This is a genomic window from Brevibacillus brevis NBRC 100599 (genome assembly GCF_000010165.1).
GTDB lineage: Bacteria > Bacillota > Bacilli > Brevibacillales > Brevibacillaceae > Brevibacillus > Brevibacillus brevis_D.
In genome coordinates this window covers 5,528,345-5,540,533 of sequence record NC_012491.1, presented here as the reverse complement: position 1 = coordinate 5,540,533, position 12,189 = coordinate 5,528,345, and the positions used below count along the sequence as shown (strand labels likewise).

12 protein-coding genes and 1 other RNA gene are annotated in these 12,189 nt (G+C 47.3%); 6 read left to right on the top strand and 7 right to left on the bottom strand.

What is annotated here, in order from left to right:
- Positions 1-11: 11 nt before the first annotated feature.
- From BBR47_RS26160 to BBR47_RS26140, 5 genes are all read right to left on the bottom strand, one after another.
- Positions 12-1,250, bottom strand: coding sequence for a YjgB family protein (locus BBR47_RS26160; protein WP_015893458.1), 1,239 nt, complete (start codon positions 1,248-1,250; stop codon positions 12-14).
- Entirely contained in the window at positions 1,240-1,764 is a 525-nt protein-coding gene (locus BBR47_RS26155; RefSeq protein ID WP_015893457.1) for an RNA polymerase sigma factor, read from the bottom strand. Before BBR47_RS26155 ends, BBR47_RS26160 begins: the two co-directional genes overlap by 11 nt.
- Positions 1,765-1,872: 108 nt before the next feature.
- Positions 1,873-2,637, bottom strand: a complete 765-nt coding sequence (locus tag BBR47_RS26150) for an ABC transporter permease (protein WP_015893456.1) — start codon at positions 2,635-2,637, stop codon at positions 1,873-1,875.
- A complete protein-coding gene (locus BBR47_RS26145; RefSeq protein ID WP_015893455.1) occupies positions 2,634-3,386 on the bottom strand; it encodes an ABC transporter ATP-binding protein in 753 nt (250 codons plus the stop codon). Before BBR47_RS26145 ends, BBR47_RS26150 begins: the two co-directional genes overlap by 4 nt.
- Before the next feature lie 82 nt (positions 3,387-3,468).
- Positions 3,469-3,864, bottom strand: coding sequence for a YqzM family protein (locus BBR47_RS26140; RefSeq protein ID WP_026134028.1), 396 nt, complete (start codon positions 3,862-3,864; stop codon positions 3,469-3,471).
- A 281-nt stretch (positions 3,865-4,145) separates the two neighbouring features.
- Here BBR47_RS26140 and secG point away from each other — a divergent pair, with 281 nt between their 5' ends.
- The 4 genes from secG to ssrA all read left to right on the top strand — a co-directional run bounded on the left by secG (position 4,146) and on the right by ssrA (position 8,188).
- Positions 4,146-4,388 carry a preprotein translocase subunit SecG gene (secG, locus tag BBR47_RS26135; RefSeq protein ID WP_007728789.1) on the top strand — a complete coding sequence of 81 codons (243 nt, stop codon included), beginning with the start codon at positions 4,146-4,148 and terminating at the stop codon, positions 4,386-4,388.
- A 142-nt stretch (positions 4,389-4,530) separates the two neighbouring features.
- Entirely contained in the window at positions 4,531-7,053 is a 2,523-nt protein-coding gene (gene rnr, locus BBR47_RS26130; RefSeq protein WP_015893453.1) for a ribonuclease R, read from the top strand.
- A 148-nt stretch (positions 7,054-7,201) separates the two neighbouring features.
- Complete coding sequence (smpB, locus tag BBR47_RS26125) at positions 7,202-7,675, top strand: SsrA-binding protein SmpB (protein WP_015893452.1); 474 nt, start codon at positions 7,202-7,204, stop codon at positions 7,673-7,675.
- 157 nt (positions 7,676-7,832) lie between these two features.
- Positions 7,833-8,188: a transfer-messenger RNA gene (ssrA, locus tag BBR47_RS29870) on the top strand.
- Between the two features lie 241 nt (positions 8,189-8,429).
- On the opposite strand, the gene BBR47_RS26120 is transcribed toward ssrA, so the two are convergent.
- Together BBR47_RS26120 and BBR47_RS26115 are read right to left on the bottom strand one after the other, a co-directional pair.
- The gene (locus BBR47_RS26120) at positions 8,430-9,479 is read right to left on the bottom strand and encodes a DUF3231 family protein (protein ID WP_015893451.1); all 1,050 of its coding nucleotides are present in this window, start codon (positions 9,477-9,479) and stop codon (positions 8,430-8,432) included.
- A 58-nt stretch (positions 9,480-9,537) separates the two neighbouring features.
- The gene (locus BBR47_RS26115) at positions 9,538-10,023 is read right to left on the bottom strand and encodes a hypothetical protein (RefSeq protein ID WP_015893450.1); all 486 of its coding nucleotides are present in this window, start codon (positions 10,021-10,023) and stop codon (positions 9,538-9,540) included.
- Positions 10,024-10,426: 403 nt separating this feature from the next.
- Between BBR47_RS26115 and BBR47_RS26110 the strand changes: the two genes are divergently transcribed.
- Both BBR47_RS26110 and BBR47_RS26105 read left to right on the top strand, forming a co-directional pair.
- Positions 10,427-11,167, top strand: coding sequence for a hypothetical protein (locus tag BBR47_RS26110; RefSeq protein ID WP_015893449.1), 741 nt, complete (start codon positions 10,427-10,429; stop codon positions 11,165-11,167).
- Between the two features lie 31 nt (positions 11,168-11,198).
- A complete protein-coding gene (locus BBR47_RS26105) occupies positions 11,199-12,188 on the top strand; it encodes an FAD:protein FMN transferase (protein WP_015893448.1) in 990 nt (329 codons plus the stop codon).
- Position 12,189 lies beyond the last annotated feature (1 nt).

Below are 12,189 nucleotides of genomic sequence, written 5' to 3'. Positions count from 1 at the left end.
TTTTTTTGTGGTTACCCCGCCATGTTGTTAAAAGTTCCACGTGGGTAGTAAATGTTTACGTGATCGATGTAGATTGTGTTTGGATCATCGGTCATGATGCCTGAGAAAATGAATTTCAATTCGTAATCAGGAGTTACCTTGTAGGTGTAGATGGTTTGGCCGCCGGTTGTGACTTTGCTTGTTGGCTCCCCAAGTGTTTTACGCACCTCGGCAAGTGTGATTGCTTGTAGGCGTGGATCATAGGAACGAATATCAACGATCTGCATTCCTTTGTTAAAAGCAAAGACTAGATTGAGATCCCGGTACGTATTGTACGTGATGCCATTGACGAAAGAGACGACATCCGGTTTGCCCAGCTCTTTTTCCGCGTCATCGAATACATCCTTTTCTAAACGATACTGACTGCCAAAGACTTGGCCTTTCCCGGCGAGATCACGCACGCTTTGCAACAAATCGGCATTGTTCCCATAAAGCATGAGATTTTTGTTTCCTTGCGGGTAATACAGCTGGTATTCAACAAGAATCAGGTCTTCCTTGTTCGTGCTTTTTGTTCCTTGGAAGATTAGCTTGACCTGATATTTGCTCGTCACATCATAGGTATAAATCGTACGATCGCCAAACTCGCTGATACGGCTCGGTTTTCCCCAGATCTTTTCGACAGCAGACAGGCTGATTTGCTGCAAGCGAGAATCTGTCCTGTGCATGTCTACGAGCTGCATGCCTTTGTTGTAGCCAAACACGACTTCTTTTTTCGGGTAGGCGGAGTAGATCAGACCATTTGCTGTGTAGGTTTTCTCAGGCTTTCCCCAGCCCTTTTCTATATCATCTATCGTTTTTTCCAGAACGAATGGAAGGGAGATGACTCTGCCTTCTTGAGCATTTGAGCGAATTTGTGACAAGAGCTCCTCTGACTGCGGAATAGGCTGTGTTGTTACGCTGTTGTTTTGAGCTGGTCCCGGAGAAGCGGTAGGAGAGCTTGGAGCAATAGGCGCAACGGTGTCTGGCATTGTACTCTGCGGTTGATTCGTAAGGAGTGAGGCTCCCAGCCAGACAGTCACAGCAAGTACCGAGCAGAGGGCCAATCCCTTGCCAAGCGCAGAAAAACCACGAAAAGAAGCAGTCCCCCCAGATTTGCTCACATTTGTTTGGCGAATAGCAGACACGATCTCGTGCTTTTGTTCTCCGTTCATTTTCATATCAGGCATCCCCTTCAATTTAGCTAGTAAGTCATGGTCTGAATTAGATTGCATCGCCAATCATCTCCTTTTTCTCACGCTCAAGTATTTCTCTGACGGCTTTCATGGCACGGTGCAATGTCACGTTGACTTTGTTTTCGGACCACCCCAGTATTTCAGCGGTCTCCTTGGAGGACAGTCCTTTGACTCCACGCAAAATGAGTACCTCCCGAAAAGCGGGTTTTACGTCACGGATTGCATGGTAAAGTGCCTGCTGCTCCTCATGTACGTTCAGAATTTCTTCCGGTGTTTTTTCTTCCGTCTCTACATTCGCCAGCCATTTATCTGGCAGCCAGTTACGTAGACGTTGCTTTCGTTTATGATCGATGGCGGTATTCCTCGCGATCGTCAATAGCCAAGTTTTCGGTTGCGATCTGCCTTCGAATGCGTCCAGAGACCGAAGCGCTTTTAAAAAGACATCCTGAACGAGGTCCTCTACATCGCGGGTTCCTGTGTAGTAAATAAGAAATTTGTAAATATCATCGCCATAGCGAAGGAACCATTGCTCCATTAAACCGTTTTTGTCCATAGCTGAACCACCTTTTGTTCGTTCTACTTGTAATTTGACGACTCAGGGTGCATTTCATTACAAAAACAAAAAAAACTGCCGGAAACAAAGGTCCGACAGTGTGTGCATTTAAGAGTGGAGCATGGAGTCCCGCGTAAACCAGAGCTGATAGCTGAGCATGCTGATCAGAACTGCCGAAATGGCAGCTGAGGAGCTGAAACTGAGCATAATGAGGATTTGGTAGCGCACGGCCTCGATGGGACTGGCACCCGCGACAATCATGCCGGTCATCATCCCTGGCAATTGGACGAGTCCGATTGTTTTCATCGTGTCAAAGGTAGGGATCATGCTCGCTTTGACGGCGCGCTTCAACACCACATGCACGGCTTGGCGAGTAGTGGCTCCCAGACACAGCAGTGTTTCAATTTCCCCACGAGAGGCTTCAACTTCTCTGTTCATATGCGTGAGAAAAAGGCTCGTGACGATCATAGAGCTGCCTATAATCATGCCGCTCATCGGAATGAGGTACTGCGGCGTGGGAGAGACAAGCCCGAGTATAACCAACAGTCCCATTGTGATGATTTGTGTTATCGCAAGTGAAAGGGAGATCCGCCAAAAGATCCCCGTTAATTGCTTCGCTCTGCTGGCAGCGTTCCACGAAGCGACTAAGATCATCATGAGAATGATCAATAATATAAACCAGACACTGTCGGCAGCAAAGACAAAATGTAGGACGTAGCCGATCGCAAGCAATTGAACGGTAGAGCGGATGGTGCCAATCAAAATGTCTTTTTCCAAACCGAGCTTCTGCCAAACAGAGAGCAGGAGGGCAATGAAAACAAAGGCATAGGCAAAGAGTAGCCACATGTATGAACCCGTAAACGTATGTGTCATCGCTGCACCTCACTCAGGGCAGCATGGACATTTCCATCCTGTAAAAATTCACGAGCTTCCACGGATTGGGGCGAGTGGAAAAACGCTTCACATTCCGTGTCCTCTGCGAGCTGGTGGTTGGCCATAAACCAAATGCGCTTGCAAGCGACTCGAGCTTCTTCTAAATCATGCGTGACCCAAATTAAGGTCGTGCCCGTTTGGTGGTGCAAATCGACGAGGAGCCGCTCAGCTGCCTGCTTGCTTTTCGTATCGAGGGAAGCGGTGACCTCATCTAGCAGCAGGACAGATGGCTGAAGCATCAGGCTGCGAACGAGAGCGAGCCGTTGCTTTTCGCCGCCGGACAGTTGAGTGGCTGGTTTTGACCAATCGATTTCTTCCATATATAACTGCTCCATCAAATCGGAGGCGAGCTTCATATCAAAAGGACGCTGATGCAGGGTACTTACTGTCCGCAGGTTATCTTCCACGCTGCCTGGCAGCATAACAGCCTGCTGTGCCACATAGCTGATTTTCATTCGCCAAGCTCTCGGGTCCCACAGTGACATTTCTTTCTTTTCCAAGAAAACCGTACCGGCGTCAGGTTGCAGAAGACGACCTAAAATACGAAGCAAGGTGCTTTTTCCCTGGCCTGATTTTCCCAGAATTCCAATAATCGTAGGCTCCATAATGCTGGCGTTTACGTCACGGAACAACCATGTACTCGTAGAGGAGTGGATTTGTTTCCCCAAAGCTTCAATCTGGATGGTCATATATAAAAGCCTCCCCATTAACGCGGAAAACACCGAAGAGGACAAGTCTTCGGTGTTTCTTTCTTACAGGCTATCTATGTACTTATTTCTTCTCCGACAGCCACTGTGAAACCGCTTGAATTTCTGGTTGTTTCTTTAGCATTCCAGGGGGCATGCCGCCTTTACCTTCTTTGATGATTTTAGCAATGTCGTCAGCGCTGAGCGTTGCTCCAATTTTTGTCAGGTTTGGACCTGCAATGCCTTCGAGATTTTGACCATGACAGGAAGAGCAATTTTGTTTAAATACAGCAGCAGCGTCAATTTGTGCAGTTGGTGCGCCGCCACCATTTGCTTCTTCGCCATGTTTTGGTGGGAAAATGATTGATCCTACGAGTGCAATGAGAAAAACAAGAAACAAGATACCAAACGAAGTGAAAAAGGCCTTCGCGGAATCAATTACATCGTTTTGATTCATGTCTTTTTTGTTGGACCCAGCCATCTGACAAAGACCTCCCAAAGCGAATTATAAAGTTTCATTGTAATTTTACGGCAAAAGTTTGACAATATCAAGGCGACTACCCAACAAGACAAAGAAAGTACACAATTTGCCATTTTTTCGTAAAAACACGTTGCTCTTAGTCTACCTTATAACGGTCAATATTATTTGAGAGAATTTCTCTTATAATGGAAGGGTTAGCGGGTTGCTGTTACCAGACAAGTGTGATAAAGTTGTTGTATTGGTTTTTTCCGCCTTGGAAATACGTTTTGAGGTGAATGAAAATGGCATTGGCTGCGAAAATTTTACTTGTGATCGCAAGTATTGGCTTAATTATCGTCGTGTTGCTGCAATCGGGAAAAAGTGCCGGCCTTTCCGGAGCGATTGGTGGCGGCGCAGAGCAACTGATGGGCAAACAAAAAGCCCGCGGGATTGACGCACTTTTAGGGAAACTGACCGTTGTATTTGCGGTTGGCTTCATGATTTTTGCGATTTTGCTCGGGTATTTCTTGAAATCAGGAGCGTAATAGACGAATGGCCGGAAGACAGCGAGTGCAACTTGCTGTCTTTTTCTCTATTCCGATTGCGATATGCGGGAACGGTGAATACTACATAATAGGATGGTCATAGAGAAACGCGGGAATGCCACGCGAAAAAGGAGGTTTGTGAATGGAAGATCAAGAAAAAATACTCGCGTTTATGCGAGAGCAAGCATACCACCCGATGACGGTGAGGGAACTGGAAGAAGCATTTGGAATCAAGGATTCTGCTAAGTTCAAGGAGCTTGTGAAAACACTGAATGCACTGGAAGCGAGCGGAGAGGTGATCCGCACCAGGGCGAATCGGTATGGTGTGCCTGAAAAAATGAATCTGGTACGTGGACGTCTGCAAAGTCATCCGAAGGGCTTCGGATTTGTGATCCCGGAGACACCTGACTCGGATGACGTATATGTACATGCGAATGATATGAATGGGGCGCTCCATGGCGATACGGTTTTTGTCCGCGTGGAAAAAGAAGCGGGCGGCAATCGTCTGGAAGGGCAGATCATCCGCATTGTCGAGCGCGGAATCAAGCAGGTCGTTGGGACATTTAAGGACGAGAGGCATTACGCGTTTGTGATCCCCGACGAAAAGCGAATCGGCAAAGATATTTTCATCCCGAAAGACTCCTTCAACGGAGCTGTAGATGGTCACAAGGTAGTCGTGAACATCGTTCGTTACCCAGAGGGCCGAGTGAATCCTGAGGGTGAGGTCGTCGAGATTCTTGGCCATAAGAACGATCCGGGCGTCGATATCCTGTCGATCATCCGCAAGTTCAACCTGCCAGAAGCATTTCCAGAGGACGTGTTAGCAGAGGCAGAGGCAGCACCAGATGAGATTTCCGAGGAGGAAATCAGCGGTCGTCGTGACTTGCGTGAGCGAATGATGGTTACGATCGACGGTGCGGATGCCAAAGACTTGGACGATGCCGTTTCCCTGGAGAGGCTGCCAAACGGAAACCTAAGACTCGGCGTGCATATCGCTGACGTCAGCTACTATGTTCGTGAAAAGTCTCAGCTGGACAATGAGGCGTATCGTCGCGGAACCAGTGTCTACTTAGTTGACCGCGTGATCCCGATGCTGCCACATCGCTTGTCCAACGGCATATGCAGTCTCAATCCGCAGGTAGATCGATTGACAATTTCCTGCGATATGGAGATGGATGCGGGCGGAAACACCGTCAAGTACGACATCTTTTTGAGCGTGATTCGGACAGATGAGCGCATGACGTATGCAGATGTACGCAGTATTTTGGAAGACAAGGACGAAGCCTTAACCGAGAAGTACAGCAGACTCGTCCCGATGTTCGAGGATATGAAAGAGCTGGCCTTGAAGCTGCGTAAAAAACGGATGCAGCGTGGCGCTATTGACTTCGACTTCCGCGAAGCGAAAATTTACGTCGATGAAGAGGGAACCCCTACAGAAATCGGCTTCCGTACGAGATCGATTGCGGAGCAGATCATCGAGGAGTTCATGCTCGCTGCCAACGAAACAGTGGCGGAGCATTTCCACTGGATGAAGCAGCCGTTCATGTATCGGATTCACGAAGACCCGAACGCTGAAAAGCTCATGGCCTTCATGGAGTTCATCACGAATTTTGGCTACTCGATCCGCGGGAAGGGCAATTCTGTTCATCCACGTGCATTGCAACAGTTGCTGGAAGAGGTAAAAGGAACGCCGGAAGAAATTATTATCAGCACCGTCATGCTGCGCTCGATGAAGCAAGCGCGCTACGACGCGGAAAGTCTTGGGCATTACGGCTTGTCTACGGAGTTTTATACCCATTTTACTTCACCGATTCGCCGTTATCCCGACCTAATCGTCCACCGACGCATTCGCGAATGGATCGAGCTGGGGAACCAAATCTCAGAAAAACGTCTAGGGTACTGGGCAGAGCAAATGCCAGTAATCGCGGAGCATGCGTCTCAGCGTGAACGTTTGGCTGTGGATGCCGAGCGTGAAACAGACGATCTGAAAAAAGCGGAGTTCATGCTGGAGCGAGTGGGAGAAGAATTCGAAGGCGTCATCTCCAGCGTCACTTCGTTTGGGATTTTCGTCGAGTTACCTAATACCATTGAAGGCTTGGTGCACGTCAGCTTTTTGACCGACGACTACTATCATTACCATGAAAAAATATTTGCACTGGTTGGTGAGCGTACAGGCAAGCAGTATCGAATCGGGGATGTCGTTGAGGTACGTGTAGCGAATGTCAACGTGGATGAGCGCACCATCGACTTCGAAATCGTCGGGATGCCGAAGGCTGGCTTCCGCGGTAGCCGTGAGCGTACGCCTCGCGTAATTGATGGTCGCGGCGGGGATCGTAAGCCGACACGTGGCAAGCAACAAGATCGTTCACGTACAGGCCGTCCAGATCGTCCAGATCGCCCAGGCAGACCAGATCGACAAAAGGACAAAAAGCATCCAGCGGAAATCCGTCAGAAATACAAGGATCGCCGCAAAGCGGAAGGGAACAAACCACCTAGCCGTGCTGGATCGGGCAAAGCATCGAGCGGTGAAGAAGTGCTGCCAATTGGTGCGGGAGAAGGAGATACCCCAACGAAACGCCAGAAGGGATTCTGGGAGGATCTCGTCAAGTCCAAGAAAAAGACCCGCAAAAATGTAGCCAGTCAGGTGAAACGGAAACGCCGTTAAACAGTTGTTTAAACCCCGAAAAGCACGCGGAGCGATCTGTTTCCCTTTTCGGGGTTGCCTATTTACCGGGTAAATGACTTGCCACAATGGGCAAAATTTGCTAGACTAACTGGTACGAAACGCAGTACGTACAAGTGAGGTGATCTCCATGTCAAAAGATAAGGCCGGAACCAAGACAATCGCCCAAAACCGAAAAGCGCGCCACGATTACCACATCGAGCAAGTATACGAGGCAGGCATTGAGCTGACCGGTACGGAGATCAAGTCCGTGCGTGCGTCACGTGTCCAGCTCAAGGACAGCTTCGCCCGTGTGCAGAATGGCGAATTGCTACTGTACAATGTGCACATCAGTCCGTACGAGCAAGGAAATCGCTTTAACCATGAGCCAGAGCGGACACGCAAGCTGCTGATGCGTCGCTTGGAAATCCTCAAGCTCAATGGTCTGATTCGCGAAAGAGGGTATTCGCTGGTCCCGCTTAGCATTTATTTGAAGGGCGGCTGGGCCAAGGTCGAGCTCGCACTTGTCAAAGGGAAAAAGAACTACGACAAGCGTGAAGACCTCAAGAAAAAAGAGTCTACGCGCGATATCGAGCGTGCTCTGCGCGAACGCCAAAAAGGCTGATTGGATTGCACTGGCAGGCTTGGCAGCAATCAACGTTGAGTTTTGGTTGTCGCCTGTGCTATATTTAATAAGCAACAAAAAGCCAATACACTATTAGTACAATACAGTCTAGGTGTGGATTTAATGGCTCTTCACTTAGACTTTTTCTTACCTACCTGGGGGCGTTCTGGATTCGACGGGGATGGTAGAGCATGAGAAGCGAGCCGGGGGGCTGCGGACCTCGTCAACAACGCGGAACGCCATTAACTGGCAACAAACAACTTTCTCTCGCTGCTTAATAACCAGTGAGGCGCTACCATTCCATCGCCCATGTGGCATGACTAGCGCTCAACTTTAGTGGGATACGCCGGAGGCTTCCGCCTGGAGCCGAAGGAAGAAGATCAATCAGGCTAGGTAACGGGTCAGCGCGTCACTCCGCGAATCCGGTACCGAAATCTAAATGAGTGACTGCGCTCGGAGATGCTCATGTATCGCTGTTTTCGGACGGGGGTTCGAATCCCCCCGCCTCCACCTTACATATCAATTATGCACCCCTTGTGGGTGTTTTTTTATTTTATATATTACAGTTTGTTAGTGTTGAAGAGGTGGTTTTTACAATCCTGAAGAACTTCAAACGGTTAATATAAAACTATGGCTCCTTCCCAAACCGGGTAGGAGCCATAGCTTTATTAGGCGTCATTGGTTAGGCAGCAAGTGGTGAAAGAGCCATCAACATGGGCACTTCTTGCTCAAATTTCATCACTCGGTGAAAGGGTTAATGCCTATTAGAGGCAAGGGCATTTCGATCGACAGCTTGAGGCGGCTGCTCCAGCCAACCATTTTCAATCAAAAGATTTGATCCATCCTCGACATAATTGCCAACTTCGACAAGAAAACGAGCGTATTTCGTTGCTACATCATGCCTTGCGCACATAGATATTGCATTACCATAAGCCCTTATTCTAACTGCATACATATCTAACTTATGAAACAGCATTAATCGATCTGAGAAAGGTGCAGAGGTGGAGGTGGTCACCAACTGATCAAGAATGGGAGGGGATGTTAAACCTTCCTCCTGCAGAATCCCGCTAAAGGTTTCGTAATGCTTGGAAGCTATTTCTTCCCCTCGTCGAAAATACGCCTTTGACTGATTAGATTTCGCAGCCTGACTAAAGCCAACCAATACGGCTTTGCTTGTCGCATTATTTTCAACGTTATCGTAAAGATGCGTGATCTCAAGAGCCTGCAGGGGGCGAACACGACCAAAAAAACCATTATGATAGCTGTGTTTCTCTACAAAATCCACCGCTTCCGGATACGGAATATAGGGTGGTTTGATTAGCAGTCCTTTTTTAAGCAATGCAGTATTTACGATATTAATGAGGTTGACTGTTTGATTGATACATGAAGTAAAAAACTCTCGAGTATCATCTCTTGTAACTAAAGGGATTGCGATCCCATATAGGCTTATTCCTGCCTTAGCAACATATTTCAGGTAATGAAGGTAAAATTCATCTTCAAATAATCTTGGTGCGGTTATATTGACATCTTCATTTGTGAATCCTACGGGAAGCGGGTAGTTTTCTTTTGCAAATATTCCTTTTAGCGATTGTAAAAATTGGTTAGACAATTGTAAAGAGTGTTCGAGTATTTTCTTGACCTCTTGATCCTCAACATGATTTAGCATATAACTCAACACGCAAACCGACATGGTATTTCCAACATATGTAGCCCAAAGCTTTCCTTGCTCGGCGGACGTTAATTTATCATGTTCATTTTTAAATTGTTGAAATGGAGTCGTTTGCTCCTCCACTATGGTTTCCATAAAGAACCCCTCCGTCCAATGAATGTTTCCTTTAAATTTTCGCCAATAATGGACCAAACTATGTTTCCTGTTTATGGATGCCCTGAGTTAGTTTTCTGAAAATAAACTGCAAAATACTTCCTACAAGAATACCCAAAAAGCAACATAACATGGGTAACCATACAGGACCCAATAGTACCCCGAAGATCCAGAAAATAGGGGAATAAATAACGCCTATTGTTGCGAAAAAGGCAGCGAAGGCAAACGGAAAAACGGAGTACGGGGGAATATCAGCTGAAAAAGTATCCCGGTATGCATCATAGATAGCAAACATGTATACACACGGATAAAACATCAACCATTGATAATCTGTCAATCGAATGGCAGTCGGGATGTCACCTTGAAAACTTGCGACGATGATCTGGTTTAAGTGGGATTTCTGATTGATGATGAATTCTAGTGCCAGCATGGTTAATCCCTTTACGTACTTTCCGTTCAATAATTGACCAAACCCTGGTAAGGCAATACTCCACAACATTTTTTCAATTGCTGCGCTTCTAATCAAATTTCCTTCCCTACCTTGCTATTTCAGATACCCTCGTGTGACCTTCTTATGCTTCACCTCCTTGTGTGTTAGGATTCCAGAATGGTTTTATTTTATTTATGAAAAAAGGTGACTCATCGCTTACTGAGAAAGAAAAAAAACAGTGTCAAAGAGAAAACGTAGGGCACTACAAAAGATCAGGGATTCAATTGGAAGGGGAAAAAGGATTCCTAACTTAGGAAGCCCAGGCTGTCGAGAAAGTCGACAGCCTTTTTTGTTTTTCGTCGATCCACAATGCAGGATGTTTTAATGGGATTATTTTTTAAGTGGAAATGTCCATTTCCGTTTTTGAATTTCAGGATTTTTTCAGGATTGGCTCTTTATAATGTGGGGGAAGAAACGGAGAAAGGACGGTAGCAAATGCATGGGGAAGAAGTCGAAATGGCTAAAATGGAAAATTGGAGGAAGCCTCATCGTTTCATTGGCGGCTTTATTTCAGATAGCAAAAACAGACCCAGCGTTCGGGCAGGCGGTACAAGGCGTACAGAAAAACGATAATGCGTTTGGTATCGACGAGGATGCGCAGGGATATTCGCCACAGATACAAGACGAGGCAGAGGCTACGAAGGAGCACAATAACGAAGAACCTAAAAACGAAGAACCTAAAAACGAAGTACCTAAAAACGAAGTACCTAAAAACGAAGTACCTAAAAACCAGAACTCACAGGCATCGGTTGAAACTGTCCTCGCACCAGTGGTTGTGACTACACAGAAGACAGCCCAAACTCACGACGAGGCATCACATTCAGTCGGGACTACTCCGGCGAGGAAATCAGTCACCGTGCAAAAGCAGCTGAGCAAGAATTCCGTACCCAAAGCTGTAAGGAATTCCAAGCCAGCGAAAAGTGAAGGGAAGCAGGTAGTTTCGGCGACAACGGCGACAACTCAAAGCCGGATACAAAAACTTCCAGCATCTGTAGACTTACCAGTAGAACAGCAGCCACCAGCGGATATTCCGATTGCACAACCTGATGAAAGCACTGCCGTAACATCCGTTGAGGGCAATAGCCAAACTGAGGTTCAAACAGAAGAAAGTAATACCACGCAAGAGGAAGCACAACCGAGCGAAAAGAAAAAATCACAATCCAGAAGCCGCCACTCTTAACTGATTCGTAGATAGTGCAGTAGGAAAGGAGATGCAACAAGAAGTGCAAATGCATCACTATCGCTGTCGCGCCATGAATACCGAGATAGAAACCATTTTGCGTAGTTCATCCGAGCAAATGAGTCAAGAGCTGGCGAAAATCGTGGACAGATGGTTCTACCAAGTTGAGCACCGATTTAGCCGGTTTTTGCCGGACAGCGAGTTGTCCTATCTCAATAACCATAGTGGCCGACTCACACTAGTATCGGAGCTAATGGCAGAGGTGCTGACACTAGCAGAGTCTTTTCGCTTACAGACAGGTGGCATCTTTACTCCCTTCGTCTACGATGCGCTTCATGCTGCTGGATACAGCGAATCCTTTGAAAAACTGGATAAGAAGACGACGACCACCACGAAGGAGTTTTCTTTCCATAAAACCGCCATGATGCTTCATCCTCAAATGAAAGCTGTTCAGCTGCAAGCAGGCTCACATCTCGATCTGGGAGGTATCGCAAAAGGGTGGTCGGCTGAGAGGCTTGCTGAAAGGCTGCGTCGTAAGCATGGGATCAAAAGAGGCTTAATCAATGCTGGGGGAGACGTGCAGCTATGGGGAGGTAGCAGTGTTAATGAGCCATGGTATATTGGCATCGCAAACCCGTGGAATCAAGATGAGGAGCTGACGATCGTCTCCAGGAGAGAAGGTGCAGTAGCGACTTCAAGCGTGTGGGGCCGAAGATGGAAGAACGGGCAGCACGAAGAACGGCATCATCTCATTGATCCCCGGACAATGAAGCCTGGGAATAGTGATGTCATCCAGTGTAGCGTTACAGGGGATAGTGTAATTGCATGCGAAATCTGGGCAAAGGTAGTCTGCATAGTGGGACTGGAGTGCGGGATAGCCCTACTCCGAAAACATTGCCCGCGTATGGAAGCGTTGATCGTGTCTGGAACAGGAGACCTCCATCTAGTCAGCTATTCACATCATCAAAAGGAGAGATGGGAGCTCGACCAAATTGATTTTTTTCATGATATAGCGATTTAGA

Bases quoted from the DNA above. Each gene is read 5' to 3' on its own strand.
- BBR47_RS26160 (WP_015893458.1), bottom strand. From the start codon at position 1,250: ATGCAATCTAATTCAGACCATGACTTACTAGCTAAATTGAAGGGGATG.
- BBR47_RS26155 (WP_015893457.1), bottom strand. From the start codon at position 1,764: ATGGACAAAAACGGTTTAATGGAGCAATGGTTCCTTCGCTATGGCGAT.
- BBR47_RS26150 (WP_015893456.1), bottom strand. From the start codon at position 2,637: ATGACACATACGTTTACGGGTTCATACATGTGGCTACTCTTTGCCTAT.
- BBR47_RS26145 (WP_015893455.1), bottom strand. From the start codon at position 3,386: ATGACCATCCAGATTGAAGCTTTGGGGAAACAAATCCACTCCTCTACG.
- BBR47_RS26140 (WP_026134028.1), bottom strand. From the start codon at position 3,864: ATGGCTGGGTCCAACAAAAAAGACATGAATCAAAACGATGTAATTGAT.
- secG (WP_007728789.1), top strand. From the start codon at position 4,146: ATGGCATTGGCTGCGAAAATTTTACTTGTGATCGCAAGTATTGGCTTA.
- rnr (WP_015893453.1), top strand. From the start codon at position 4,531: ATGGAAGATCAAGAAAAAATACTCGCGTTTATGCGAGAGCAAGCATAC.
- smpB (WP_015893452.1), top strand. From the start codon at position 7,202: ATGTCAAAAGATAAGGCCGGAACCAAGACAATCGCCCAAAACCGAAAA.
- BBR47_RS26120 (WP_015893451.1), bottom strand. From the start codon at position 9,479: ATGGAAACCATAGTGGAGGAGCAAACGACTCCATTTCAACAATTTAAA.
- BBR47_RS26110 (WP_015893449.1), top strand. From the start codon at position 10,427: ATGGGGAAGAAGTCGAAATGGCTAAAATGGAAAATTGGAGGAAGCCTC.
- BBR47_RS26105 (WP_015893448.1), top strand. From the start codon at position 11,199: ATGCAACAAGAAGTGCAAATGCATCACTATCGCTGTCGCGCCATGAAT.